General features: G+C 59.9%; 19 protein-coding genes. 10 read left to right on the forward strand and 9 right to left on the reverse strand.

Annotation, left to right across the window (positions count from 1 at the left end; genetic code table 11):
* Nucleotides 1–66 precede the first annotated feature (66 nt).
* The 4 genes from betI to ACI5GA_RS18865 form a co-directional block, all read right to left on the reverse strand.
* Nucleotides 67–666 (reverse strand): transcriptional regulator BetI, encoded by a 600-nt coding sequence (gene betI / locus ACI5GA_RS18850; protein ID WP_404636393.1) that lies wholly within the window; start codon nucleotides 664–666, stop codon nucleotides 67–69.
* A 292-nt stretch (nucleotides 667–958) separates the two neighbouring features.
* Nucleotides 959–2,140 (reverse strand): choline ABC transporter ATP-binding protein, encoded by a 1,182-nt coding sequence (gene choV, locus ACI5GA_RS18855; RefSeq protein ID WP_404636394.1) that lies wholly within the window; start codon nucleotides 2,138–2,140, stop codon nucleotides 959–961.
* Entirely contained in the window at nucleotides 2,137–2,985 is an 849-nt protein-coding gene (gene choW, locus ACI5GA_RS18860; RefSeq protein ID WP_404636555.1) for a choline ABC transporter permease subunit, read from the reverse strand. The genes choV and choW overlap by 4 nt, the downstream gene beginning before the upstream one ends.
* Before the next feature lie 64 nt (nucleotides 2,986–3,049).
* The gene (locus ACI5GA_RS18865; protein WP_404636395.1) at nucleotides 3,050–3,997 is read right to left on the reverse strand and encodes a choline ABC transporter substrate-binding protein; all 948 of its coding nucleotides are present in this window, start codon (nucleotides 3,995–3,997) and stop codon (nucleotides 3,050–3,052) included.
* 466 nt (nucleotides 3,998–4,463) lie between these two features.
* Here ACI5GA_RS18865 and ACI5GA_RS18870 point away from each other — a divergent pair, with 466 nt between their 5' ends.
* Both ACI5GA_RS18870 and ACI5GA_RS18875 read left to right on the forward strand, forming a co-directional pair.
* Nucleotides 4,464–5,840: an L-serine ammonia-lyase gene (locus ACI5GA_RS18870; protein ID WP_404636396.1), complete on the forward strand. Its 1,377-nt coding sequence runs from the start codon at nucleotides 4,464–4,466 to the stop codon at nucleotides 5,838–5,840.
* A 567-nt stretch (nucleotides 5,841–6,407) separates the two neighbouring features.
* Nucleotides 6,408–7,511 carry a GlxA family transcriptional regulator gene (locus ACI5GA_RS18875; protein ID WP_093465236.1) on the forward strand — a complete coding sequence of 368 codons (1,104 nt, stop codon included), beginning with the start codon at nucleotides 6,408–6,410 and terminating at the stop codon, nucleotides 7,509–7,511.
* A 133-nt stretch (nucleotides 7,512–7,644) separates the two neighbouring features.
* Here ACI5GA_RS18875 and ACI5GA_RS18880 read toward each other — a convergent pair whose 3' ends face one another.
* Entirely contained in the window at nucleotides 7,645–7,908 is a 264-nt protein-coding gene (locus tag ACI5GA_RS18880) for a hypothetical protein (RefSeq protein WP_421423790.1), read from the reverse strand.
* Between the two features lie 332 nt (nucleotides 7,909–8,240).
* On the opposite strand from ACI5GA_RS18880, the gene ACI5GA_RS18885 reads away from it, so the two are divergent.
* Complete coding sequence (locus ACI5GA_RS18885) at nucleotides 8,241–9,083, forward strand: 23S rRNA (adenine(2030)-N(6))-methyltransferase RlmJ (RefSeq protein WP_404636399.1); 843 nt, start codon at nucleotides 8,241–8,243, stop codon at nucleotides 9,081–9,083.
* 140 nt (nucleotides 9,084–9,223) lie between these two features.
* On the opposite strand, the gene msrA is transcribed toward ACI5GA_RS18885, so the two are convergent.
* The 4 genes from msrA to aceE form a co-directional block, all read right to left on the reverse strand.
* Nucleotides 9,224–9,886: a peptide-methionine (S)-S-oxide reductase MsrA gene (gene msrA, locus ACI5GA_RS18890; RefSeq protein ID WP_404636400.1), complete on the reverse strand. Its 663-nt coding sequence runs from the start codon at nucleotides 9,884–9,886 to the stop codon at nucleotides 9,224–9,226.
* Nucleotides 9,887–9,991: 105 nt separating this feature from the next.
* Nucleotides 9,992–12,685: a putative bifunctional diguanylate cyclase/phosphodiesterase gene (locus tag ACI5GA_RS18895; protein ID WP_404636401.1), complete on the reverse strand. Its 2,694-nt coding sequence runs from the start codon at nucleotides 12,683–12,685 to the stop codon at nucleotides 9,992–9,994.
* 448 nt (nucleotides 12,686–13,133) lie between these two features.
* Nucleotides 13,134–14,789, reverse strand: coding sequence for a dihydrolipoyllysine-residue acetyltransferase (gene aceF, locus ACI5GA_RS18900; RefSeq protein ID WP_421423793.1), 1,656 nt, complete (start codon nucleotides 14,787–14,789; stop codon nucleotides 13,134–13,136).
* Between the two features lie 140 nt (nucleotides 14,790–14,929).
* The gene (aceE, locus tag ACI5GA_RS18905) at nucleotides 14,930–17,578 is read right to left on the reverse strand and encodes a pyruvate dehydrogenase (acetyl-transferring), homodimeric type (protein ID WP_404636403.1); all 2,649 of its coding nucleotides are present in this window, start codon (nucleotides 17,576–17,578) and stop codon (nucleotides 14,930–14,932) included.
* A gap of 386 nt (nucleotides 17,579–17,964) precedes the next feature.
* On the opposite strand from aceE, the gene glnE reads away from it, so the two are divergent.
* The 7 genes from glnE (at nucleotide 17,965) to ACI5GA_RS18940 (ending at nucleotide 26,662) form a co-directional block, all read left to right on the forward strand.
* Nucleotides 17,965–20,916 carry a bifunctional [glutamate--ammonia ligase]-adenylyl-L-tyrosine phosphorylase/[glutamate--ammonia-ligase] adenylyltransferase gene (glnE, locus tag ACI5GA_RS18910; RefSeq protein WP_421423795.1) on the forward strand — a complete coding sequence of 984 codons (2,952 nt, stop codon included), beginning with the start codon at nucleotides 17,965–17,967 and terminating at the stop codon, nucleotides 20,914–20,916.
* A 220-nt stretch (nucleotides 20,917–21,136) separates the two neighbouring features.
* Entirely contained in the window at nucleotides 21,137–22,171 is a 1,035-nt protein-coding gene (gene waaF / locus ACI5GA_RS18915) for a lipopolysaccharide heptosyltransferase II (RefSeq protein ID WP_421423797.1), read from the forward strand.
* 1 nt (nucleotide 22,172) lies between these two features.
* A complete protein-coding gene (gene waaC, locus ACI5GA_RS18920) occupies nucleotides 22,173–23,249 on the forward strand; it encodes a lipopolysaccharide heptosyltransferase I (RefSeq protein WP_421423799.1) in 1,077 nt (358 codons plus the stop codon).
* Complete coding sequence (locus tag ACI5GA_RS18925) at nucleotides 23,249–24,373, forward strand: glycosyltransferase family 4 protein (RefSeq protein ID WP_421423801.1); 1,125 nt, start codon at nucleotides 23,249–23,251, stop codon at nucleotides 24,371–24,373. Before waaC ends, ACI5GA_RS18925 begins: the two co-directional genes overlap by 1 nt.
* Nucleotides 24,370–25,176 (forward strand): lipopolysaccharide core heptose(I) kinase RfaP, encoded by an 807-nt coding sequence (gene rfaP / locus ACI5GA_RS18930; protein WP_421423803.1) that lies wholly within the window; start codon nucleotides 24,370–24,372, stop codon nucleotides 25,174–25,176. Before ACI5GA_RS18925 ends, rfaP begins: the two co-directional genes overlap by 4 nt.
* A complete protein-coding gene (locus ACI5GA_RS18935; protein WP_421423805.1) occupies nucleotides 25,176–25,910 on the forward strand; it encodes a lipopolysaccharide kinase InaA family protein in 735 nt (244 codons plus the stop codon). The genes rfaP and ACI5GA_RS18935 overlap by 1 nt, the downstream gene beginning before the upstream one ends.
* A complete protein-coding gene (locus ACI5GA_RS18940) occupies nucleotides 25,907–26,662 on the forward strand; it encodes a lipopolysaccharide kinase InaA family protein (protein ID WP_404636410.1) in 756 nt (251 codons plus the stop codon). Before ACI5GA_RS18935 ends, ACI5GA_RS18940 begins: the two co-directional genes overlap by 4 nt.
* Nucleotides 26,663–26,829: the final 167 nt, after the last annotated feature.

Consider the following 26,829-nt stretch of genomic DNA (forward strand, 5'->3'; position numbering starts at 1 on the left):
GGGCGTTGATCGAGACGCTGTACGCTGTACGCTGTCTCGATTCGGTTCTGCCGCCGGGCGTCCTTGTCAGGAGCCGCGCGGCGCTTTTGCCAGTTGCAAATCCATGTATTCGTAGGCGATCTGTTGCGCCTGTTCGGTATCGAAGGCGTCGCCCGAAAGCGCGCCGCGTAGCCACAAACCATCGATCAATGCCGCCAGACCACGGGCGGCGGTGCGTGCGTCGTCCAGCGACAACACGCGGCGGAACTGGCAGCACAGGTTCGAATACAGGCGGTGATCGTTGATCCGCTGTAACCGGTGCAGCGACGGCGAGTGCATGCTGGTGGCCCAGAAGGCCAGCCAGGTTTTCATCGCCGGGCCGTTGACCTGGCTGGCATCGAAGTTGCCCTCGATGATCACTTTCAGGTGCGCCCGCGGGCTGTCATCGGTCAGGGCCTGGCGGCGCTCGGCGACGTTGATAATCAGCGCGTTCATCAGGTGGCGCATGGTCGCTGCGATCAGGCCGTTCTTGTCCTGAAAGTAGTGACTGATGATGCCGTTGGAGACCCCGGCCAGTTTGGCGATCAACGCAATGCTGGCGTCGCCCATACCGACCTGATCCACCGCCGTGAGGGTGGCCTGGATCAGCTGTTGACGCCGAATGGGTTGCATACCGACCTTGGGCATCTGTTGGGTCTCCTTGGCTCGCCGGGTGATCGTTAAGGGCTGAAAAAACGGGCTCCAGTCTATTGCTTTTTAATTGAACGTTCAAACAACAAAAACCGATGGGCGTGCGAAAAAGCCGCGAACATCCCCGTTCCAGAGCCGTTAAACATTCGATCATCTTTCCCACGCTCCGCGTGGGAATGCCGTGTTTGACGCTCCGCGTCACCTCATGGGACGTAGAGCGTCCCGGAATGCGTTCCCACGCGAAGCGTGGGAACGATCAGCAGGTGTCGCGTTGATCCGTGTGCTGCGATTAACCGTGGTTCTTGCCCAGTAGCGCGTGGTACAGCTCGCTGTCACCCAGAATGCCGACCAGCTGGTTGTTCTCTTGCAGCACCAGCTTGTTACCCGTGTGGTAACGGATCTGTAGCGCTTCGCGCATGCCGATGTTGGAGTGCACGACGGTGGGTTTGCGGCCCAGGTTTTCAACCGCCTGGCCCGGTTCCCAGCTTTGCAGATCGACCGCAGTGCCGTGCTGGCGCAGGCCTTTGATGGTGTTGCCATCGGCCAGGTCGATCCACGAATCGTCGCCCGGATCGAGGCACACTTGGGAGCCGTTGATGCGGGTGCAATCGTTGATCGGGCGCATCAGGCTGCGGCCGCACAGTACGTTCAGCGGGTTGGTGTGGGCCACGAAAGTGCGCACGTACTCGTCCACCGGGTTGAGCACGATTTCTTCTGGCACGCTGTACTGAATGATCTTGCCGTCTTTCATGATCGCGATCCGGGTGCCCAGCTTGAGGGCTTCGTCCAGGTCGTGGCTCACGAATACGATGGTCTTGTGCAGCTTTTTCTGAAGAACCAGCAGCTCATCCTGCAAGCCCTGGCGGATCAGCGGGTCGAGTGCCGAGAACGGTTCATCCATCAGCAGAATGTCGGCGTCCATCGCCAGTGCGCGGGCTAGGCCCACACGTTGCTGCATACCGCCGGACAGCTCGTCAGGCTTCTTGTTGCGCCATTGGCTAAGGCCCACCAGTTCAAGCTTTTCGTCCACCAGTTGGCGACGTTCTTTCTCAGGACGGCCCTGCATTTCCAGACCGAAACTGATGTTCTCGCGGACGGTCAGCCACGGCATCAGCGCGAACTTCTGGAACACCATCGCGATGCGTTTGGTACGCATCATTTTCAGTTCAGCCGGGGTGCAGTTGGCGATGTTGATCTGCTTGCCTTCGTGCTCGACGAACAGCGAGCCTCGGCTCACGGTGTTCAGGCCGTTGATGCAGCGCAACAGACTGGATTTGCCCGAACCGGACAAGCCCATCAATACGCAGATCTCACCTTTGTTGATTTCCAGACTGGCTTTCTCGACACCGACGATCTGGCCGGTTTTCTTCAGGATTTCTGGCCGCGCAAGGCCCTGATCCAGTAGCTTGAGCGCCTCGCGCGGGTCTTTGGAGAAGACGACGTCTACCTGGTCGAATTTGATGATGCTCATGCGTCAGCCCTCACTTTAGCGTCGGGTTGTTTGCAGATACGGTCGAGCATGATCGCCAGCAATACGATCGCAAGGCCCGCTTCGAAGCCCAGAGCGATATCAGCAGTGTTCAGTGCGTTGACCACGGGTTTGCCCAGGCCGTCGGCGCCCACCAGTGCCGCAATCACCACCATCGACAACGACAGCATGATGCACTGGGTGATACCGGCCGCAATGCTTGGCATGGCGTGGGGCAGTTCGATACGGGACAGCAGTTGACGGCGGGAGCAGCCGAAGGCTTTACCGGCGTCGAGCAGTTCTTGCGGGACATCGCAGATGCCCAGATAGGTCAGACGGATAGGCGCGGCAATCGCGAACACTACCGTCGAAATCAGACCCGGCACCACACCCAGCCCGAAGAGGGTCAGGGTTGGAATCAGGTAAACGAAAGTCGGCACCGTTTGCATCAGGTCGAGGACCGGACGGATGGTGGTGTAGAACCAGGGTTTGTGTGCGGCGACGATGCCCAGTGGCACGCCGATCACGACGCACACCAGGGTCGCGAAGAGCACCTGCGCCAGTGTTTCCATGGTTTCCTGCCAGTAGCCCAGGTTCAGGATCAGCAGGAACGACAGTACGACAAAGGCGGTCAGGCCCCACTTGCGCTGAATGTAATGGGCGAGCAGAGCAATCAGGCCGATCAGAACGAAAGGATTGAACCAGGTCAGACCGGAGGTCAGGCCGTGGATCATGGCTTCCAGTGTCGAGGCAATCGCGTCGAAGGTGCTGGCGCCGTGCTGCGTCAGCCATTCGACAAAGCCTGCAATGTACTGGCCTAAGGGGAGTTTATGATCAGTCAGCATGATATCGATTGTCCGCGTGCGGGATGAAAAGGGGACAACAGGCGGGCGAACCCGCCTGCCTGTCGCGTTACTTAGTCAGCTCGGCTTTAGCGGCGTCCAGGCCAGGTTTACCGTCCACTGTGGTGACACCCGCCAGCCAGGTGTCGAGGATTTGCGGGTTCTTCTTCAGCCACGCCTTGGCGGCGGCTTCAGGCTTCATTTTGTCGTCGAGGATGTTGCCCATCAGGCCGCTTTCCATCGGCAAGGTGAACGACAGGTTCTTCAACAGTTGACCGACGTTGGCGCACTCGGTGGTGTACCCCTTGCGCACGTTGGTGTAGACGGTTGCCTGGCCGAAGTTCGGGCCGAAGTAGTCGTCGCCACCGGTCAGGTATTTGATCTTGAAGCGGGTGTTCATCGGGTGCGGTTCCCAGCCCAGGAACACCACGTCGGTGCCGCGTTTGGAAGCGCGATCGACCTGGGACAGCATGCCCGCTTCGCTGGATTCGACGACTTTGAAGCCTGCGTCTTTCAGGCCGAAGGCGTTCTTGTCGATCATGCTCTGGATCAGACGGTTGCCGTCGTTGCCCGGCTCGATGCCGTAGATCTTGCCGTCCAGCTCTTTCTTGAATTTGACGATGTCGGCGAAGTCGTGGAGGCCCTTGTCGTAGAGCGCTTGCGGTACGGCGAGGGTGTATTTGGCGTTCTCAAGGTTGGCGCGCACGGTTTCAACCGTTCCGGCATCGCGGTAGGCCTTGATGTCGTTTTCCATGGTCGGCATCCAGTTGCCGAGGAAAACGTCCATGTTCTTGCCGTCGGCCAGCGATTTGTAGGTCACGGGAACGGAGATCATGGTGGTCTTGGTTTTGTAACCCAGGGACTGCAGCACGACGCTGGTCACGGCGGTGGTAGCGGTGATGTCGGTCCAGCCGACATCGGAGAAATTGACCATCTGGCAAGCGGCTGGCTCTGCGGCTTGTGCCAGCATCGGCAGACTCAGCGCAACGCCCAGCAACAGCTTATGTGAACCTTTCATGGTTGGACTCCTTAGGTGTTTTCTTCTCGGCATCAGTCAGGGCTGACGCGTTTTCTGGTGTCGGCGAGTCAAGTGGGAAAACAGCTCTATCACTGCGTCTGGCGATTGAGTCGATAACGATCATGTAACAGGGAAAAACAAACGCCTACAGGGCGCGTCGTAACCAGTACAGAGGGGGTCGTATCCAGTGTCAGTGACGTCGCTTACAGATTTTTTCCCCGCTCGCCGGAAGGTTTTCGAGTGTGGTTGCGGCAAAAAGTGTCGAAAACAGTGGCTCTTCTTCCGGGGGATGTGCTCCTGCGTGGAACGACGTTTGTGGACAAGAGTGAGTCGGTGTGAGACGCCGCCCTTCGAGATAAAAGGCTGATGATGCCGCTATCTCGGTGGACTGCAGCGTGAAGCGTAGCAGCTCCGTCGCCGGCCGCTGGGCGCGCCGGAAGCCCTGTTCTTCGGAGGTTTGCGGTAAATGGCTATCAGCGTTTTCGACCTGTTCAAGATCGGTATCGGCCCATCCAGTTCCCACACCGTGGGGCCGATGCGAGCGGCGGCATTGTTCGTTCAGAGCCTGCGTGAAAGCGACCGTCTGGCGCAGGTGAAACGCATTGAGGTGCGCCTGTACGGCTCGCTCTCTGCAACCGGTGTCGGGCACGGCAGCGACAACGCTGTGATCATGGGGCTGATGGGCGAATGGCCGGACGCAATCGATCCGTCGCAGATCAACCGCCACATTGCCGACCTGCGCGAAACCGACACGCTGAAGCTCAATGGCGATCACCCGGTTTCCTTTATCTGGCAACGCGACATGCTGTTGCTCGACGAAAACCTGCCGTACCACCCCAATGCCATGAGCCTGATCGCCTTCGACGCGAACGGCGAGTTGCATCGCGACACGTATTACTCGGTGGGCGGTGGTTTCGTGGTGGACGAGGCGCAAGCGGCCAGTGGCGTGCTCGATGCCGACAACACCGTGTTGCCGTATGACTTCTCCAGTGCCGAAGAGCTGCTGCGGTTGTGCAAGAAGCACAACCTGCGTGTGTCGGAGCTGATGATGGAAAACGAAAAGGTCTGGCGCAGCGAAGAAGAGATTCGCGCCGGTCTGATGCGCCTGTGGAAGGCGATGCAGGATTGCGTCGAGCACGGCCTTAAAGAAGAAGGTGTGTTGCCGGGCGGGTTGAACGTGCGCCGTCGTGCGGCGCGTTTGCATCGCAGCTTGCAGGAGCTGGGCAAGCCTAACGTGATTGGCTCGACCCTCAACGCCATGGAGTGGGTCAATCTGTTCGCGCTGGCGGTCAACGAAGAAAACGCAGCGGGCGGTCGAATGGTCACGGCCCCCACCAATGGCGCGGCGGGGATCATCCCGGCGGTATTGCATTACTTCGTCAAATTCAGCGATGAAGTCAGCGAAGCCAACGTGGTGGATTACTTCCTCGGTGCGGCGTCGATCGGCATCCTCTGTAAAAAGAATGCTTCGATTTCTGGTGCGGAAGTGGGTTGTCAGGGGGAGGTGGGTTCCGCCTGTGCCATGGCGGCTGCCGGACTGGCCGACATTCTTGGTGCCACGCCGCCACAATTGTGTAACGCGGCGGAAATCGGCCTGGAGCACAACCTGGGCCTGACGTGCGATCCGGTGGCCGGTCTGGTGCAAGTGCCGTGCATCGAGCGCAACGCGATTGCTGCTGTTAAAGCGATCAACGCGGCGCAGATGGCCTTGCGCGGCGATGGCGAGCACTTCATCTCGCTGGACCGTGTGATCCGCACCATGCGTGATACCGGTGCCGACATGCACGACAAATATAAAGAGACATCGCGCGGTGGGTTGGCCGTTAGCGCGGTGGAGTGCTGAACACCTCGTTACGATCTGACGCAGAACCTGATCGTGCCCAGGCTCTGCGTGGGCATGCCTCCTGTGACGCTCCGCGTCACACGGCGGTGGACGCGGAGCGTCCTGAGCGGCGTTACCACGCAGAGCGTGGGAACGATCAGTCGTTGAACCGCTTCTGCTCGCTTTTCGATCACGCGCCAACCCCGCCGCTTTCTTTTGGCGCGTGAACTGTGAGGGCATGGCGCAACGCCATGCCGCACAGGCGTTACCAGGCCTACCGCCCGTCACCCGTGCCTGGGGTGACACTCACCTCGGCGATGATCTTTCGGTAATTCACACAAGTGCTACCGAATTGCTCATCCCGCCCGCTGTTTCCGCGGCTTCCCAATCGATAGGTCGCTAACGGAACAGTACTGTCGCTCCCGAATAGACGCTTCGCGACGTCGCAAACGAGAGTTATTGAATGCGCGTTCAACTTTAGGCATGGCATTTGCGTTGCAATAGATAAAGCTCTCCAGAGATGAGGGCGAAACAACAAGAGCCTCTACTTGGGGCCATCAACCGCTTTTCGTGTGAGGAGATACCGTGATGACTTCGTTCAACTCCGGGGCTCAACCCCAGAACCGTGCGCCTCAATCCATCGGCTTTTTGCTGTTGGACAATTTCACACTGATCTCTCTCGCATCTGCGGTTGAGCCACTGCGAATGGCCAACCAACTGTCCGGCCGTGAGTTGTATCGCTGGACCACTCTGAGCGTCGACGGCGGCCAGGTCTGGGCCAGCGACGGTCTGCAAATTACCCCTGATGCGGCCATGCACAAGGCGCCGGTGCTGGACACCGTGATCGTCTGCGGCGGCGTTGGCATTCAACGTACGGTGACCCGCGAGCACGTGAGCTGGCTGCAAAGCCAGGCCCGTCAGTCCCGCCGTCTGGGTGCCGTGTGCACCGGCAGTTGGGCGTTGGCGTGCGCAGGGCTGCTCGATGGCTTCGATTGCAGCGTGCACTGGGAATGTCTGGCCGCCATGCAGGAAGCTTTCCCGCGCGTGGCCATGAGCACACGCCTGTTCACCCTCGACCGTAACCGCTTCACCAGCTCTGGCGGCACCGCCCCGCTGGACATGATGCTGCACCTGATCAGTCGCGATCATGGGCGTGAACTGTCCGCCGCCATCTCGGAAATGTTCGTCTACGAGCGCATTCGCAACGAACAGGATCACCAGCGCGTGCCGCTCAAGCACATGCTTGGCACCAACCAGCCAAAACTGCAGGAAATCGTTGCGCTGATGGAGGCTAACCTTGAAGAACCAATCGACCTCGACGAACTGGCAGTTTACGTGTCGGTGTCGCGGCGTCAGTTGGAAAGGCTGTTCCAGAAATACCTGCACTGCTCACCATCGCGCTACTACTTGAAGCTGCGCCTGATCCGTGCGCGGCAGTTGCTCAAGCAGACACCGATGTCGATCATCGAAGTGGCGTCGGTCTGTGGCTTCGTCTCCACGCCGCACTTCTCCAAGTGCTACCGCGAATACTTCGGTATTCCACCGCGTGACGAGCGCGTCGGTTCCAACACCGCCCAGCAAGTGGCGATGATGCCGATTCCGCAAGCGATGGTGCTCGCTCCGCTGTCCGGCCCGCTTTCGGCCCTGAGCCAGGCGCGCAATGAATCGACATTTGCGAGTGTGAGGTTGTAAAGGCGACACGAATTATCCGGTGTGGGAGCCGGCTTGCTGGCGAAAGCGGTGTGTCATTCACAGCATTGGTGTCTGATACTCCGCATTCGCCAGCAAGCCGGCTCCCACAAGTACGGAGCCATATTGGCCCTGATCAGTGAGCGCGCGATTTGTTATACGTCGCCAACGCAGGCAACAACTGCTGATCAATCGCCTGACGCACCGCTGGCAGGATGGTCGCGCTGCCGCTGAGCATCTTCTCTACCAATTGGCGCAACGCACGGGCGCGGTCTTCGTTCAGGCCGCAGACCGCTTGCGCGCACGCTTGCTCGGCCGTGGCGCCCGATGGCATTTCAAAGCCGATGGATCTGAGTTGACCGAGTAGATCGTCCTGGTCGATCAGGTCTGCATGCATCATGACGCTCGCTCCTTTTATTGAGGTGGAACCGATTCTGGTAGCCCGCTGCACGCTCGGCAATACCTGTCATCGGCAATGTCTGGCATGCACATCAGTGTGTCGGTTTTGGCTATGTAACCGTTTAGTTAACTCGGCATAATGGCTCCACTCAAAATTGTCCCGGCCTCGGTTTGGTCACCTTCTGGCCCGGACAGTGCCTCAACCCCGGTTTTGTAACGGCTTAACCGGGGCTTTTTTTGCCTGTCGTTTTTGTCGACGAGATGGGCTGGCCTACGAGCGGTCTGCGCAATACCGGCGGTTTTGTTAAACTCCGCAGCCTTCCAGGAGCCGCCATGAACTACCGTCACGCCTTCCACGCTGGCAACCACGCCGACGTCTTGAAACATATTGTCCTGACTCGCTTGATCGCGCTGATGTCGCGCAAGGAGCAGCCGCTCGCCTACCTTGATACCCACGCAGGCATCGGTCTGTATGACCTGCAGGGCGATCAGGCAACGCGCACCGGCGAATGGATCGAAGGCATTGGCCGCTTGTGGGATGCGGCTGACGTGCCTGCCATGGCGGCCGGTTACATGGACGTGATTCGCCACATGAATCGCAAGACCGGTGAGCTGCGCTACTACCCCGGCTCCCCTGAGCTGGCCCGCCGCGTGACCCGCGAGCAGGACCGCGTGCTGCTCAACGAGAAACACCCTGAAGATGGCGTGCTGCTCAAGGACAACATGAAATACGACAAGCGCGTCGCCGTGCATCTGGGTGAGGGCTGGCACGTGCCGCGAGCCTTGCTGCCGGTGCAGGAAAAGCGCGCCGTCATGTTGATTGACCCGCCATTCGAGCAACTGGACGAGATGAAGCGCTGCTCGGTGGCGCTCAAGGAAACCATCGGCCGCATGCGTCAGACCGTGGCGGCCATTTGGTACCCGATCAAGGACCAGCGCGCGCTCAAGCGCTTCTATCAGGAACTGGCTGAAACCGGTGCGCCGAAGTTGCTGCGCGTCGAGTTGCTGGTGCATCCGCTGGACACACCCAACAGCCTGAACGGCTCAGGCCTGGCGATTGCCAACCCGCCATGGGGGCTGGAAGAGGAATTGCGTGAGTTGCTGCCGTGGCTGGCCGAGAAGCTGGGGCAGACCAAGGGCGACTGGCGGCTGGATTGGTTGATTGCTGAGGCGTGACAGGTTGCCTGACGCGCGTGATACCTGTGGGAGCCGGCTTGCTGGCGAATGCGGAACATCAGACACCACAACGGTAAATGACGCAGCACTTTCGCCAGCAAGCCGGCTCCCACATGGCCGCGGTCAGTCTTGAGGGCGTGTTATGCGTGATTCAAGCTCGGCGGCATGCACACGCCCGTCCCGCCAATCCCGCAATAGCCCTGCGGATTCTTCGCCAGGTATTGCTGGTGATACGCTTCAGCGAAGTACACGGTCGGCGCCTGGTCAATCTCGGTGGTGATGGCTCCCAAGCCCGCCTTGGTCAACTCGGCCTGATACACCTCGGCGCTTTTCTTTGCGGCGTCCAGTTGATCGGGCGTAGTGGCGTAAATCACCGAGCGATATTGCGTACCGATGTCGTTGCCCTGACGCATGCCCTGAGTCGGGTTGTGCAGTTCCCAGAACATGGCCAGCAGCGCTTCGTAGCTGACCTTCGCAGGCTCGTACACCACAAGCACCACTTCGCTGTGGCCGGTCAGGCCCGAGCAGACTTCTTCGTACGTCGGGTTGGGGGTGAAACCGCCTGCGTAGCCAACGACGGTGCTGACAACGCCTTCCCGTTGCCAGAAGCGACGTTCGGCGCCCCAGAAGCAACCCAGACCAAAAATGGCGAATTCGACGTCTTCAAAGAACGGACCCAGCAACGGACGACCGTTGACGAAGTGGGTTTCCGGGAGAGCCATCGGTGTTTCACGGCCCGGCAAAGCTTGCTGGGCAGTAGGCATTTCGTTTTTGTTCACAAGAATTTCCGAGCGCAGGGCCATGAGGGCAATCCTCTCTGGACAGATTTCTGCTGAATAAGGGGTCAGAGGGTTCTGATTCCGGTCAAGGCAGCCAGTTTGCCGCACTCGCGCGGGGCAGGGAAGGGTTCAGGCTTGAGTGGCGCGGGGGTAGCGACGCAAGGCGCCGATCAGGTCTTCGCCGGGAATGGGCTTGTCGAACAGATAGCCCTGACCCACATCGCAGCGATGGCGACGCAGGAACGCCAGTTGTTCGGCGGTCTCGATGCCTTCTGCGACCACCGTCAGCTTGAGGTTGTGGGCCATGGCGATGACCGCCGAAGTGATTTCCATATCGTCCTGATCATCCGGGATGTCGCGGATGAAGCTGCGGTCGATCTTGATCACGTCGATGGGGAATTTTTTCAGATAGCTGAACGACGAATAACCGGTCCCGAAGTCATCCATGGCCAAGGTCAGGCCCAGGGTTTTCAAGGATTCCAGTTGCAGGCGGGTGTCTTCGGTCGCTTCCAGCAGCAAGCCTTCGGTCAGTTCCAGTTCCAGCAACGAGGGGTCGAGCTGTTCTTCGCGCAGAATACTGGCCAGTGAGCTGACCAGATCCGGGTCCGAGAACTGTTTGGGCGACACGTTGATCGCCACATGCAGCTTGCCGTAACCCGCAGCGCTGAGTTGCTTGCTCATGCGGCAGGACTGACGCGCGACCCATTTGCCGATCGGGATGATCAGGCCAGTTTCTTCGGCCACGCTGATGAACTGATCCGGGCGTATCATGCCCTTTTCCGGATGATTCCAACGCAGCAGCGCCTCCATCCCCAGCAGGCGCCCGGTGCGCAGGCACAGCTTGGGCTGGTAGAAGACTTCCAGCTCGTTCTGAGTCAGCGCGCGACGCAGGTTGTTCTCGACGAACAGCTTGTAGCTGGCCTCGGCGTTCAGTGCTTCGGTGAACACCTGTACCTGATGTTTGCCGTTGGCTTTGGCCTTGTGCAGCGCCAGGCCTGCGTTCTTCATCAGTGTTTGCGGATCGCGGCCATGCAACGGTGCACAGGCCAGGCCCACGGACCCCGTCACGCTGATCAACTGATTATCGACGAACATGGGCTTGTCGAGGGTTGTCAGCACCTGGTGCGCAATGCGCTGGCCGTCTTCCAGGCCTGTGTCATCCAGCAGGACGGCGAATTCGTTACTGGCAAAGCGCGCCAGAATCCCGCTCGGGCTCAGGCTGTTGCGCAGGCGACGGGCCAGGCTGATCAACAATTTGTCACCGGTCTGGTGACCGAGGCTGTCGTTGATGCGCTTGAAGTTGTCGATGTCCACCAGCAACAGGCTGATCGGCGTTTCGATGTCCCGAGCAAAGTGTTCATCAAGGGTACGAATGAACGCCGGGCGGTTGCCCAGGTTGGTCAGGTTATCGGTGTACGCCAGGCGCTCGATCCGCTGTTGAGAGAGCTTGGCCTGCGTGATGTCTTCGTAGATACCGATGTAATGGGTCAACTCGCGGTTGTCGCCATACACCTTGGAAATCGACAACTGGCCCCAGTACGGTTCCAGATTCTTACGGCGGCTTTTGAATTCACCCTGCCAACTGTTGCTGCTGGCGAGGCTGGAATTGGCATCGAGCAGCAGCGAGTTGAGGTTTTCCAGCGCCGGTAATTCCGACAGGCGGTGCCCGTGCACTTCTTCGGCGGTGTACTGCGTGATCTCGGTAAAGCTTGGGTTGACGTACTCGACCACTCCATCGCAATTGACCAGCAGAAACGCATTGGCACTTTGCTCTACCGCCCGCTGGAACAGGTGCAGAGCGTTGGTGGCGGTGCGTCGGTTGTGATTGTTGATGGCCTGCGCGAACTGGTCGGCCAACTCCCCGGCAAAGGCGATTTCGTCCGACTGCCACTCGCGGGCGCTGCCTGTCTGTTCCAGGCACAGGACGCCGACTACATGGCCATCGATGCGAATACTGGCATCGAGAATGGCGTTGATATCCCGTGGCCCCAGGCTTTCGGCCAGCTCGCGAGTGCGAGGGTCGAGCTGCACGTCGTGGGCGTCGATGGCGCGGCTGTTGTGCAGGGCTTCCAGATAGCTGGGGTAGCGACTGATATCGATGGGCGCACCTTTGAGGTACTCATCGATATCGCGACGGTATTCGGCAATGGGTTCCAGCACCTGGCCGTTGAGGTTCCAGATGGCGGCGCGGTCGATGTCGTAGATTTCACAGGCGCTTTTGGTAATCAGCTCTGCGGCTTCGAGCAGCGAATCGTTGGAGCGGTAGCGATGGCGGGTCAGCCGCAGAATCAGGCTTTGCTGAGCGCGAACCCGCTCCAGATGCTGCAATTGTTCGTGTTGCGCGCGCTGGTTGAGTTCCAGTGCGATTTGCAAACGTGAGTTCTGGACTTCCAGATCGGGGGTGAACGCCAGCTCGCTGGGGTCGAAGACGCCATCGACCACGATCAGGTAGCCGCGTAACAGCTCGCGATTGTGCTGTCGATAGCCTTCACCGATCTCCATCAGGCCCAAGGGGCCGCGCGTCGTGTGCAGGGTGTAGCGAATGATGTAATGCGAGTGATTGCTGAGCTGCATTTGCACTGAGTCATGCAACTGGTAGCGCGCATCAGGCTCCATCAGGCTGGCATAGGGCGCGCCGATCAGGGCGCACAGCTCGATGGCGGGCATGTCGAACTGCTTTTCGCAGTTGGGGTCCAGGTACAGCATCGCCCAACTGGCTTCATTCAGCCGCTCGAAACGCAGCATGCCGAGCCGCGAGGGCACCGGCAACTGAGTCACGACCTCGGCTGCCGATCGGGCGGCAGCATCAGGTTGGCTTTTCATGAAGGAACTCGCTTTAAGAGTACGGTCGCGCGTGGGTAGGAAGCCCAACGTTAAATCGCGTGTCGCAAGGTTGCATCATGGCGAACGGGCTGACAAGTGAGCGCGATGGCTTAGTGCTATAAATCTGTCGGCAAATCGTGCATTAACTGAAGGTTGTTGGTCGGATTTGTCGGAAAGGGCGGGTAACTGGTTGTTATTCGAGAGGCCTGAAGGCGCAACTCCATCGACTCAGCCCAATGAGAACGCAATTCTCTGTAGCAATCCGGCTTGCCAGCGGCAGTGATCTTTCGGGCGCAACCGCCGGTAAGCGGGACTGCTACAGATGGTGCGGCGCCAATACAAAATATCCGGGCAAAAAAAGCCCCGCTGCATGAGCGGGGTTGAGGTACGAGCGTGGCAGCTCGAAAACAGCGAAGGCCCGTCTCGAAGGAAACGGGCCTTGTACGGCTTACAGCAGGATGGTGCGGATGTCCGCCAGCAGGTCGCCCAGACGCTTGGTGAAGCGTGCAGCGGCGGCGCCGTTGATCACGCGGTGATCGTAGGACAGCGACAATGGCAGCATCAGGCGTGGCTGGAAGGCTTTGCCGTCCCAGACTGGTTGCATGGTGGCCTTCGACACACCCAGGATCGCGACTTCCGGCGCGTTGACGATCGGCGTGAAGCCAGTGCCGCCAATGTGACCCAGGCTGGAAATGGTGAAGCAGGCGCCTTGCATGTCGTTGGCCGACAGCTTTTTGGAGCGTGCTTTTTCAGCCAGCTCGGCGGCTTCGGCAGCCAGTTGCAGGAGGCTCTTCTGATCGACGTTCTTGATCACAGGAACCAGCAGGCCGTCCGGAGTATCCACGGCGAAGCCGATGTGGAAGTACTTCTTGCGGATGACCGCTTTGCCGCTAGGTGCCAGCGAGCTGTTGAAGTCCGGCAGTTCCTTGAGCAGGTGCGCAATGGACTTGAGCAGCAGTGGCAGAACGGTCAGTTTCACGCCGGCTTTTTCGGCAACGGCTTTCTGCGCAACGCGGAAAGCTTCCAGGTCGGTGATGTCGGCCTGGTCGAACTGAGTGACGTGCGGGATGTTCAGCCAGCTGCGGTGCAGACCGGTGGCGCCCAGTTGCATCAGGCGAGTCATCGGCACTTCTTCGATTTCGCCGAAACGGCTGAAATCGACTTCCGGAATCGGTGGGATACCCATGCCGCCGGTCGCGCCAGCAGCAGCCGGTGCATCCTTGGCTTTGGTCATGATGGATTTGACGTACGCCTGCACGTCTTCCTTCAGCACGCGACCGTGTGGGCCGGTTGCAGTCACAGCACTCAGCTCGACGCCGAACTCGCGAGCCAGTTGGCGAACAGCCGGGCCAGCGTGGACTTTTGCACCGCTGGCAGCAGGTGCGGCAACCGGAGCCGGTGCGGCTTCAGCTTTTGGTGCAGGGGCGGCAGCCGGTGCAGCAGCAGGCGCTTCAGCCTTGGCCGGAGCAGGAGCCGCCGCTTGAGCCGGTGCAGCCGCCGGAGCAGCGCCTGCGACTTTCAGTTTCAGGATCAGATCGCCAGTGCCGACTTCGTCTTCGACCTTGACGCTGATGCTTTCGACCACGCCAGCGGCTGGAGACGGAATCTCCATCGAGGCTTTGTCGGATTCCAGAGTGATCAGAGATTGATCAGCTTCGATGCTGTCGCCCACCTTGACCATCAGCTCGATGATGCGAGCCTTGCCTGACGAGCCGATGTCCGGCACGTGGATATCTTGAACCGATGCAGCGGCAGCCGGGGCTGGAGCAGCGGCTGGCGCCGGAGCGGCTTCAGCAGGCTTTTCAGCAGCAGGTGCAGGGGCAGCAGCGGGTGCTTCAGCGGCCGGAGCCGGGGCAGCTGTAGCCGCACCACCTTCCACTTCCAGCTCCAGCAGTTCGTCGCCTTCTTTCAGGCGATCGCCCAGCTTCACTTTCAGGGCTTTGACGACACCGGCCTTTGGCGCAGGGATTTCCATACTCGCCTTGTCCGACTCCAGGGTCAGCAGGCTTTGGTCGGCTTCGATGCGGTCGCCAACCTTGACGAACAGCTCAATGACTTCACCGTCACCGCTGCCGATGTCGGGTACACGAATTAACTCACTCACAATGTCTCTCCTCAGGAGAACTGTTCACTCGATTGCGCTGGTGCTACTGCAACGAAACAGCCGGAGATGCTCATTTACCGAAGTAAATTCCGCATCGGCGGCTGTTTCGCGCACGCTCTCAGTGCGCGTCCGACCTACGCTCAGCAGTCCAGCGGGTTGCGCTTGTCTGGATCGATACCGAACTTGGTGATGGCTTCAGCCACGACCTTAGGTTCGATGTCGCCACGATCAGCCAAGGCTTCCAGGGCTGCCAGCACGACGAAGTGGCGGTCAACTTCGAAGAAGTGACGCAGCTTCTTGCGGCTGTCGGAACGGCCGTAGCCGTCGGTGCCCAGGACTTTGAATTCCTTGGTCGGAACCCACTGACGGATTTGGTCAGCGAACAGTTTCATGTAGTCGGTCGACGCGATGACCGGACCTTTACGGCCGCTCAGGCACTCTTCAACGTAGCTCACTTGTGGCTTCTGACCTGGCTTCAGGCGATTGCTGCGCTCAACGGCCAGACCGTTGCGACGCAGTTCGTTGAAGCTGGTGACGCTCCACACGTCAGCACCGATGTTGAACTGCTCACGCAGGATCTTCGCCGCTTCACGCACTTCGTTGAGGATCGTGCCCGAACCCATCAGTTGGACGTGATGAGCCGCGTCGCGCTTGTCTTCTTCCAGCAGGTACATGCCCTTGATGATGCCTTGCTCTACACCGGCCGGCATTGCTGGCTGGTGGTAGTTCTCGTTCATCACGGTGATGTAGTAGTAGACGTTTTCCTGCAGGGTCATCATCCGGTGCGTGCCTTCCTGCATGATCACCGCCAGCTCGTAAGCATAGGCAGGGTCATAGCTGCGCACGTTCGGAATGGTGCTGGCCAGCAGGTGGCTGTGACCGTCTTCGTGTTGCAGGCCTTCACCATTGAGTGTGGTGCGCCCGGAGGTGCCGCCCAGCAGGAAGCCGCGGGTCTGGGCATCGCCAGCCGCCCAGGCCAGGTCGCCGATACGCTGGAAGCCGAACATCGAATAGAAGATGTAGACCGGCAGCATCGGGGTGTTGTAGTTGCTGTAGGCAGTACCCGCCGCGATGAACGAGGAGAACGCGCCGGCTTCGTTGAGACCTTCTTGCAGGATCTGGCCGTCTTTCTCTTCGCGGTAGTACATCACCTGGTCGCGGTCGACTGGCTCGTACAGCTGGCCGACAGGCGAGTAGATACCCAACTGACGGAACATGCCTTCCATACCGAAGGTACGGGCTTCGTCGGCCAGGATCGGAACGATGCGCTTGCCCAGTTCCTTGTCTTTCACCAGCGAGGCCAGAATACGACCGAACGCCATGGTGGTGGAGATTTCGCGGTCGCCCGAACCGTCCAGCACGGACTTGAGGGTATCCAGCGGCGGGGTCGGAATGCTGATGTTGCCGCGGTTGCGCTGTGGCAGGGAGCCGCCCAGCTTCTCGCGGCACTTGCGCAGGTACTTCATTTCCGCGCTGTCTTCGGCCGGACGGTAGAACGGCAGCGATTCGAGTTCGGAATCGTTCAGCGGAATGTCGAAGCGGTCACGGAATTTCTTCAGCGACTCGATATCGACTTTCTTGGTGTTGTGCGCAGTGTTCTTCGCTTCGCCCGCACCGGTGCCATAGCCCTTGATGGTCTTGGCGAGGATGACGGTTGGCTGGCCTTTGTGGTTGACCGCCTGGTGGTACGCCGCGTAGACCTTGTACGGGTCGTGGCCGCCACGGTTGAGTTTCCAGATCTCGTCGTCGGACAGGTTCTCGACGCGCTTGAGCAGCTCTGGGTCATCACCGAAGAAGTGCTTGCGAACGTAAGCGCCGTCTTTGGCCTTGTAGTTCTGGTACTCGCCGTCGATGGCTTTGTCCATGCGACGCTGCATCAGGCCGTCTTCGTCTTGGGCGAACAGTGGGTCCCACATGCGGCCCCAGATGACCTTGTTGACGTTCCAGTTGGCGCCACGGAACACGCCTTCCAGTTCCTGGATGATCTTGCCGTTGCCGCGAACCGGGCCGTCGAGGCGCTGCAGGTTGCAGTTGATGACGAAGATCAGGTTGTCGAGGTTTTCACGACCGGCCAGGGAGATGGCGCCCAGGGTTTCCGGCTCGTCACACTCGCCGTCACCGATGAAGCACCAGACTTTCTGCTTGCCAGCCGGGATGAAACCACGGTTTTCCAGGTACTTCATGAAGCGTGCCTGGTAGATCGCGGTGATTGGACCCAGACCCATGGAAACGGTCGGGAACTGCCAGAAGTCAGGCATCAGGTGCGGGTGCGGGTACGAGGACAGGCCGCCACCGTCCACTTCCTGACGGAACTTGAGCATTTGCTCTTCGCTCAAGCGACCTTCCAGGAAGGCGCGAGCATAGATACCAGGCGAGGCGTGGCCTTGGTAATAGATCAGGTCGCCGCCGTGTTCTTCGTTCGGGGCCTGGAAGAAATAGTTGAAACCGATGTCGTAGAGCGTCGCGCTGGAGGCGAAGGTGGAGATGTGACCACCCAGATCAGGGTCTTGCATGTTCGCGCGCATGACCATCGCCAGGGCGTTCCAGCGAACGATCGAACGGATGCGGCGTTCCATGAACAGGTCGCCGGGCATGCGTGCTTCGCGGGTAACGGGGATGGTGTTGCGGTAGGGCGTGGTGATGGCGTACGGCAGTTGCGAACCGCTGCGGGTAGCGAGTTCACCCATACGGGTCATCAGGTAGTGAGCACGGTCTTCGCCTTCTTTGTCGAGAACCGATTCCAGGGCGTCCAGCCATTCCTGGGTTTCGACGGGATCGAGGTCTTGCATGGCTTGCTCCAGGGCGGAAAGGCTTCCAGAATCGGTTGCCTGAGTTTGTTGCGACTGGCCTTGTGGGCAGACGACGTAAAAATTCTTGGATAACCGGAGAGTTACCGGGTCCGTGTAGTTTTACTACAAATCTTTGGCCGTTTCAGCTTTTTGACTTGTATATACAGTAGTAAAACTACAGTTCTGCGATGTTTTCGCTGATGTGTTGCGATGAATCAAATGAAAAATGTTGGTAGAAACCATAAAAAGATCGGCGGGCGAATGGCCCTTGCGATCAAAAAGAGGTAAATACCCGCAATTTTTAACCTTTGTTCGACATTCTGCCTCGCAACGTGTGTACAACCCTCGCCGCAGGTAGTGTTTCGAACGCCGATCAAGGATAGACCATGAGCCTTCCTTTGCTGGCCGATCTGCCAGCCGTACTGCTTCCGCTGGCTACCCGTGCACAACAGTCCTTTCGCACGGCACTCACTGCTCTGAACGACACGGGTCTGGCCGCTTTCGAGACCTGGCCTGCCGAACGTCTGGCTGCCTTCGACCGCGTCTGTGCGGCCAGCGACTTTGTCGCCGAACACGTCGGACGCGATCCGCAGATGCTGCTCGACCTCGCCGAATCCGGCGAGCTGGAGCGCAGTTTTGCGGCCAGCGAGCTGCGAGAACACATCGCCAACGCGGTTGCCGAAGCGACCACCGACGATGAGTTGGGGCGTAATCTACGTCGTCAACGGACACGGCAGCAAGTGCGAATTATCTGGCGCGATATCACCCGTCAGGCTGATCTGGTGGAAACCTGCCGTGACCTGTCCGACATGGCCGATGGCAGTATCGACCTCGCCTATCGGTGGTTATATGACAAACATTGCCAGCAATTCGGGGTGCCGACGGGCCATAGAAGTGGTGAACCCCAACAAATGGTCATTCTGGGCATGGGCAAGCTCGGTGCCGTGGAACTCAACCTGTCCTCTGATATCGACCTGATTTTCGCCTACCCCGAAGGCGGCGAGACGCAAGGCGTGAAACGCCCGCTGGATAATCAGGAGTTTTTCATTCGCCTCGGGCAGCGCTTGATCAAGGCGCTGGACCCGGTGACGGTCGACGGCTTCGTGTTTCGCGTCGACATGCGCTTGCGGCCTTACGGTTCAGCCGGGGCGCTGGTGCTCAGCTTCAACGCGCTTGAACAGTATTATCAGGATCAGGGCCGTGACTGGGAGCGCTACGCCATGATCAAGGCCCGCGTGGTCGGCGGCGATCAGGCCAAGGGCGGCGAACTGCTGGAAATGCTGCGCCCCTTCGTTTACCGCCGCTATCTGGACTTCTCGGCCATCGAAGCACTGCGCACCATGAAGCAGTTGATTCAGCAGGAAGTCCGCCGCAAGGGCATGGCCGCCAACATCAAATTGGGGGCGGGCGGTATTCGTGAAGTGGAATTTATCGCCCAGGCTTTCCAGTTGATCCACGGCGGCCGCGACCTGAGCCTGCAACAACGACCTCTGCTCAAAGTGCTGCGCACGCTGGAAGGCCAGGGCTATCTGCCTCAGGCTGTCATCACTGAATTGCGCGAAGGCTACGAGTTCCTGCGCTACACCGAACACGCCATTCAGGCCATTGCCGATCGCCAGACGCAAATGCTGCCAGACGACCCTCGTGATCAGGCGCGCATCGCTTTCATCATGGGATTCGCGGACTGGAACGCCTTCCACGAGAAGCTGATGTATTGGCGCGGTCGGGTGGACTGGCATTTTCGCCAGGTTATCGCCGACCCGGACGAGGAAGAGGGCGAGCAGGACGGTGGTGAAGAGATCGTCGGTGGCGAGTGGCTGCCGCTGTGGGAAGAATCACAGGACGAAGACGCCGCCTGTCGCCAATTGCAGGAAGGCGGATTCGCCGATGCGCAAAAGGCGCTGAAACATCTGAGCAACCTGCGCAACAGTTCGCAACTGCGCTCGATGCAGCGTCTGGGCCGTGAACGCCTCGACGCGTTCATTCCGCGCCTGCTGGCTCAGGCCGTCGAACATGAGAATCCCGATCTGGTATTGGAACGGGTGCTGCCATTGGTCGAGGCCGTGGCCCGCCGTTCGGCGTACCTGGTGTTGCTCACCGAAAATCCCGGTGCGTTGCGGCGTTTGCTGACCTTGTGTGCGGCCAGCCCCTGGATCGCCGAACAAATCGCCCGCTTTCCGTTGCTGCTCGACGAACTGCTCAACGAAGGGCGTCTGTTCAGCCCGCCGCAAGCCCTTGAGCTGGCCGCCGAGCTGCGCGAGCGGCTGACGCGGATTCCCGAGGACGATCTTGAGCAGCAGATGGAAGCGTTGCGTCACTTCAAACTGGCGCACCGGCTGCGGGTGGCGGCGTCGGAAATCACTGGCAGCCTGCCTTTGATGAAAGTCAGCGATTACCTGACCTGGCTGGCCGAAGCCATCCTGGAGCAAGTGTTGGCGCTGGCGTGGCGGCACACCGTCGCGCGCCATGGTGCGCCGCGCCGACCGGATGGCACCTTGTGCGATCCCGGCTTTGTGATTGTCGGTTACGGGAAAGTCGGCGGCATCGAACTGGGGCATGGTTCGGACCTGGATCTGGTGTTCATCCACGATGGTGATCCTCAGGCCGAAACCGACGGTGCCAAGCCGATCGACGGCGCGCAGTTCTTCACCCGGCTGGGGCAGCGGATCATTCACCTGATCACCACGCAGACCAACTCCGGTCAGCTCTATGAAGTGGACATGCGTCTACGGCCATCGGGTGCGGCGGGTTTGCTGGTCAGCTCGTTAGGGGCGTTTTCCCGTTATCAGGAGAACGAAGCCTGGACCTGGGAGCATCAGGCGCTGGTACGCGCGCGGGTGTTGGTGGGCAGCGCGGATGTGGGCGCCGGGTTCGAGGCGGTGCGTGCTTCAGTGCTGGGGCGCGAGCGCAATCTGGACACCTTGCGCCAGGAAGTCAGCGACATGCGGGTCAAGATGCGCGACAACCTCGGAACCAGGGGGACGATGGCCGGAAAGGGAGAAAACGCCTTCGAAGCCACGTCGTCGTTCGACCTCAAGCAGGACGCCGGTGGTATCGTCGATATCGAATTTATGGTGCAATACGCGGCCTTGGCGTGGTCCAGAGAGCATCCCGCGCTGCTTCGATACACCGACAACATCCGCATTCTCGAAGGGCTGGAAGAGGCAGGACTGATACCTTCCGCCGATGCGAGCCTGTTGCGCGAGGTGTATAAAGCCTACCGCTCCGCCGCCCACCGGCAAGCCCTGCAAAAGGATGCGGGCGTGGTCAGTGGCGATCAGTTCGCCAGTGAACGGCGTGAAGTGATGCGGATCTGGGGGCAGTTGGGGTTGAGTTAACGCATCGGGTTTTGTTGATGCCACTGACCTCATCGCGGGCAAGCGCGCTCCTACAGTTGAGCGCGATCTCCTGTAGGAGCGCGCTTGCCCGCGATGGCGTCAGAACGAGCGCTGCAGTTGGACTTATATAAAGCTATGACAGGGAGGCGTCAGGCTGTGTGGAAGCGTCACGCAGTCTGATGGGCCTCCCTGCTCGTTTCTGGTCGTTTTTGGATTGAGCATGAGAATTCTGATCGTAGGGCCAAGCTGGGTCGGTGACATGGTGATGGCGCAAACGCTGTTCCAGTGCCTGAAACAGCGACACCCGCAATGCGAAATCGATGTGCTGGCCCCTGAGTGGAGTCGGCCGATCCTTGAGCGCATGCCAGAAGTGCGCAAGGCCTTGAGCTTTCCGCTCGGCCACGGCGCGCTGGAATTGGCGACTCGCCGACGCATCGGAAAATCCCTGAAAGACCAGTACGATCAGGCGATTCTGCTGCCTAACTCGCTGAAGTCAGCGCTGGTGCCGTTCTTTGCCGGTATTGCGAAACGCACTGGCTGGCGTGGCGAATTCCGCTACGGCCTGCTCAACGACGTGCGGATTCTGGACAAGCAGAAGTACCCGCTGATGATCGAGCGTTTCATGGCGCTGGCGTATGACAAAGACGCCGAGATACCGCGTCCGTATCCAAAACCAAGCTTGCAGATTGAAACCGCTAGCCGCGAAGCCGCATTGGCCAAGTTCGGCCTGACCCTCGACCGCCCGGTCCTGGCCCTGTGCCCTGGTGCCGAGTTCGGTGAATCCAAGCGCTGGCCGTCCGAGCACTACGCCAAGGTCGCTGAAGCGAAGATTCGTGAAGGCTGGCAAGTCTGGCTGTTCGGCTCCAAGAACGACCACGCGGTGGGCGAAAGCATTCGCGAGCGGCTGATTCCGGGCCTGCGAGAAGAGTCGAGCAACCTGAGCGGCGCGACCTCGCTGGCTGAGGCGATTGATTTGCTGTCCTGCGCAGACGCCGTGGTCTCCAACGATTCCGGGCTGATGCACGTGGCTGCTGCGCTGAACCGTCCGCTGGTCGCTGTCTACGGTTCGACCTCGCCAGGCTTTACCCCGCCGCTGGCCGATTACGTCGAGATCGTGCAACTGGGCATCGAATGCAGTCCGTGCTTTGAGCGCACCTGCCGTTTTGGTCACTACAACTGCCTGCGTCTGCTGGAACCGGATTCGGTTATCCGCGCGTTGGGCCAGTTGGGCGGCACGCCGGTCGAGGTTGCCTGACTTGCGGGTACTGCTGATCAAGACTTCGTCGCTGGGTGACGTCATTCATACCCTGCCCGCGCTGACCGACGCCACACGGGCGATTCCCGGCATCCAGTTCGACTGGGTGGTGGAAGAAGGCTTCGCCGAAATCCCGACCTGGCACCCGGCGGTGGCTGGGGTGATTCCGGTGGCGATTCGGCGCTGGCGAAAAAATCTCTGGCAAACGTTCAAGAGCGGCCAATGGCGCCAGTTCAAACAGCGCCTGCGCGACACCCGTTACGACCTGGTGATTGACGCCCAGGGCCTGCTGAAAAGCGCGTGGTTGACTCGTTACGTCAAGGCGCCGATCGCCGGTCTGGATAAAGACTCGGTCCGCGAACCGCTGGCCGCTCGTTTTTACGATCGAACCTATCCCGTCGCCCGTGGCCAGCATGCGGTTGAGCGTACACGTCAGTTGTTTGCTCAGACATTGGGCTATCCGCTGCCGGAAGGGGTGGGTGATTACAGCCTCGATCGCAGCCGCTTGCAGGGTGTTGAGCGTGGCGCCGAAGACGCGGCGCCTTTCGTGGTTTTTTTACATGGCACCACATGGGACACCAAGCACTGGCCGGAGCTGTACTGGCGCCAGTTGGCCGAGCGCATGGTCGCTCAAGGCCTTGAAGTTCGCCTGCCTTGGGGTAATCCGGCCGAAAAGGCTCGCGCCGAGCGAATTGCCGAGGGCCTTGATAAAGCCATCGTGCTCCCCAAACTGAATCTGGCTGGCATCGCGCGGGAACTGGCAGGCGCTCAGGGCTGCGTCGCCGTGGACACCGGTCTTGGGCATCTTGCGGCAGCGCTCGACGTGCCGACCTTGTCGCTCTATGGCCCGACCAATCCCGGGTTGAGTGGCGCCTACGGCAAGTCGCAGGTTCACTTGGCGGGCGATTACCCCGCTTGCGCGCCGTGTCTGCAAAAGAAATGCACCTATCGCCCGACCGCTGAAGATCAGCGTCAGGTCGATACCGAACGCGAGTGGCCGATGTGCTTCACTCGCCTGAATCCCGAGCGAGTAGCGAGCCAACTGGGTTCGCTGTTGCTGGCAAAGGAACACCCGTGATGCAACTGGCATTCGTGCTTTATAAATACTTTCCCTTCGGTGGCCTGCAGCGTGATTTCATGCGCATTGCGCTGGAGTGTCAGCAGCGCGGGCATTCGATCCGCGTCTACACCCTGATCTGGGAAGGCGACGTGCCGCCCGGTTTCGAAGTGCTGGTGGCGCCGGTCAAGGCGATCTTCAACCATCGGCGCAACGAAAAGCTCACCGACTGGATGAACGCCGATCTGGCCAAACGCCCGGTGGATCGTTTGATCGGCTTCAACAAGATGCCCGGTCTGGACGTGTATTACGCCGCCGACGGCTGCTACGAAGACAAGGCGCAAAATCTGCGCCACGGCCTGTACAAATACTGGGGCCGCTATCGCCACTTCGCTGACTATGAGCGCGCGGTGTTCGCCAAAGATGCGAGAACCGAAGTGCTGATGATTTCCGAAGTGCAGCAGCCGCTGTTCATCAAGCATTACGACACGCCGCTCAAGCGGTTCCACCTGCTGCCGCCGGGGATTTCTCAGGACCGTCGCGCGCCTGCCAATGCAGCCGAAATCCGCGCTGACTTCCGTCGCGAGTTCAAGCTCGGTGAGGACGACTTGCTGCTGGTGCAGATTGGCTCGGGCTTCAAGACCAAGGGCGTGGACCGCAGCCTCAAGGCTCTGGCCGCACTGCCGTCCGAGCTGCGCAAGCGCACCCGCTTGTTCGTCATCGGCCAGGACGATCCGAAACTGTTCCAGATGCAAAGCACGGCACTGGGCCTGACCGACAACGTGACCTTCATGAAGGGCCGCAGCGACATTCCGCGCTTCCTGTTGGGTGCCGATCTGTTGATTCACCCGGCCTACAACGAGAACACCGGCACGGTGTTGCTGGAAGCGTTGGTTGCCGGATTGCCTGTGTTGGTCAGCGCGGTGTGCGGTTACGCCCACTACATCGCCGAGGCCGACAGCGGTCTGGTGCTGGATGAGCCGTTCGAGCAAAACCAGCTCAACCAGTACTTGGAACGCATGCTCAAGGATGACGCCCAGCGTGCCACCTGGGGCAAGAACGGGTTGGCGTTCGCCGATACGGCTGACCTTTACAGCATGCCGCAGCATGCGGCGGATGTGATTCTGGCGGAGCACCGCGGATGAAACTGATCCTTGAGGAACCCTTCAAGAGCCTCTGGGCCGGGCGCGATGCGTTCGAAGCCGTCGAGGAACTGCAAGGCCAGGTGTATCGCGAGCTGGAAAACCGTCGCACATTGCGCACTGAAGTCGATGGCAAGGGGTATTTCGTCAAGATCCATCGCGGCATCGGCTGGGGCGAAGTGGCGAAGAACCTGCTGACCGCCAAGTTGCCGGTGCTCGGCGCCGGTAAGGAATTCGAGGCGATCAACCGCCTGAAAGAAGTCGGCGTGCCGACCATGACATCTGTGGCCTATGGTGAACGCGGCAACAATCCAGCGGCGCAGCATTCCTTCATCGTCACCGAAGAACTGGCGCCGACTGAAAGTATGGAAGACGTCAGCCTGCATTGGGCGAAGCAGCCGCCTGAGCCACGTATGAAGCGGGCCTACATCGCTGAAGTCGCGCGCCTGGTCGGGATGATGCATCGCGCCGGGGTCAACCATCGTGACTGCTATCTGTGCCACTTCCTGCTGCACACTGACACGCCGGTCACCCCGGAAAGCTTCAAATTGTCGGTGATCGACCTGCACCGCGCCCAGACCCGTCCGCAGATTACCCAGCGCTGGCGCAACAAGGACCTGGCCGCGCTGTATTTCTCGGCGCTGGACATCGGCCTGACTCGTCGTGACAAACTGCGTTTCCTCAAGGGCTACTTTCAGCAACCGCTGCGCAAGATTCTGGTTGAGGAGTCGGCGCTGCTGGTCTGGTTGGAGGCCAAGGCCGAGAAGCTGTATCAGCGCAAACTGCGGTATGGGGATGCGCTCTGATGGCGGGTTGGAATCTGGAACCTGAGTATGCTGCGCTGGCCGGGGATTTTGGTTCGTTGGACGCAGTGTTTGCCTTGCGGGGCGAGCGCCTGACCCGCGACCCGCTGTCCGAAGTGATTCGCGTCGAGCGCGGCGGCATCAACTATTACGTCAAGCGTTACACGGCTGCGGGCAAAGGCCTGCGTCGCTATCTGGGGCGTCCTCGGGTCAAGTCCGAGTGGCAGAACCTCAAGCGCTTCGCCAAGTGGGGCATTCCGACCGCTGAAGTGGTGGCCTGGGGCCTTGAGCGCAAAGGCGCGGCCTATGATCGCGGTGCGTTGATCACCCGCGAGCTGCCGCGTACCGAAGACTTGTCTGAACTGGCGCGGCATCATGACCATCGTTTGAACGATCGATCCTGGGTCGATCGGATCAGTCAGCAAGTGGCGCGTTACACCCGCACGATGCATGACAACCATTTCACCCATAACGACCTGAAGTGGCGCAACCTGCTGGTGGACGATCAGTCAACGGTGTTCCTGATCGACTGCCCCAACGGCGCGTTCTGGGTCAGCTTCATGCTGCGTTATCGCATCACCAAAGACTTGGCCTGTCTGGACAAGGTGGCCAAATATCACCTGTCGGCCACCCAGCGCCTGCGCTTTTATCTGCAATACCGGGGGCGTGAGCGCCTGAACGATTCAGATAAAAAGCGCATTCGCCACATCGTCAGCTTTTTCGAGGGGCGCGAATGAGTGTTTTCATAGCCGATGCTGATCGCGCACTGTTGGAGCGCCATGGCCTGGCGGATTTCGATTCGCTGTGGGACGTACAGCTCGATGCCGTGGACGAACCCAACACTGGGCGGGGTGGCTGGAGCAGTGTGTTCCGTCTGGAGCTTGAAGGGGCGGGGTATTACCTCAAGCGCCAAAGCAATTACCTGACCTACACCCTGCATCACCCGTTTGGCGAGCCGTCCTTTTCTCGCGAGTTTCGCAACATCAGCCTGTACCAGAAGCTCGGCATTCCCGCGCTGCATGCGGTGTTCTACGGCGAGAAGAAAGTCGATGGCGAGCGTCGAGCGATCTTGATGACCCGCGCGCTGGACGGCTGGACCGATCTCGATACGTTGCTGACGCAGTGGGATGAGGCGGCTGCTACGCAGCGTCTGGCCATTCTGCAAGCCTGTGGACAACTGGCGCGTACGCTGCACAAGGCCGGGCAAGTGCACGGCTGTTTCTATCCCAAGCATATTTTTCTCAAGGCCAGGGGCGGCGGGTATCAGGCGCAGTTGATTGACCTTGAGAAAACGCGCAAGTCGATTTTCGGCCAGCGTGACCGGGTCAAGGACATCGAGCCGCTGTTGCGTCGCGCGCCGATGTGGACCGAGGCCGAAATCCGCGAGCTGCTTGCTACTTACCTGCAAGCGCCGAGCGACAGCGGGCTGGTGGAGGCCTGGTGGCAGCGGCTGGCCAAACGCGGCAGCCATAAACGCAGCGGCCGCTGATCTCAGGGGGGCGTCGATCTTTTGTGGGAGCCGGTTTGCTGGCGAATGCGTCGGATCAACGGCATCATGGGTGGCTGATACGCCGCTTTCGCCAGCAAGCCGGCTCCCACGCCCTTCGGGCAGAAGCGGTCTGCATTTGATTTGAAGATTGACCGAAGAGGACGCCG

Origin of the sequence: Pseudomonas sp. Pseu.R1 (assembly GCF_045764065.1) — a bacterium.
Lineage (GTDB): Bacteria > Pseudomonadota > Gammaproteobacteria > Pseudomonadales > Pseudomonadaceae > Aquipseudomonas.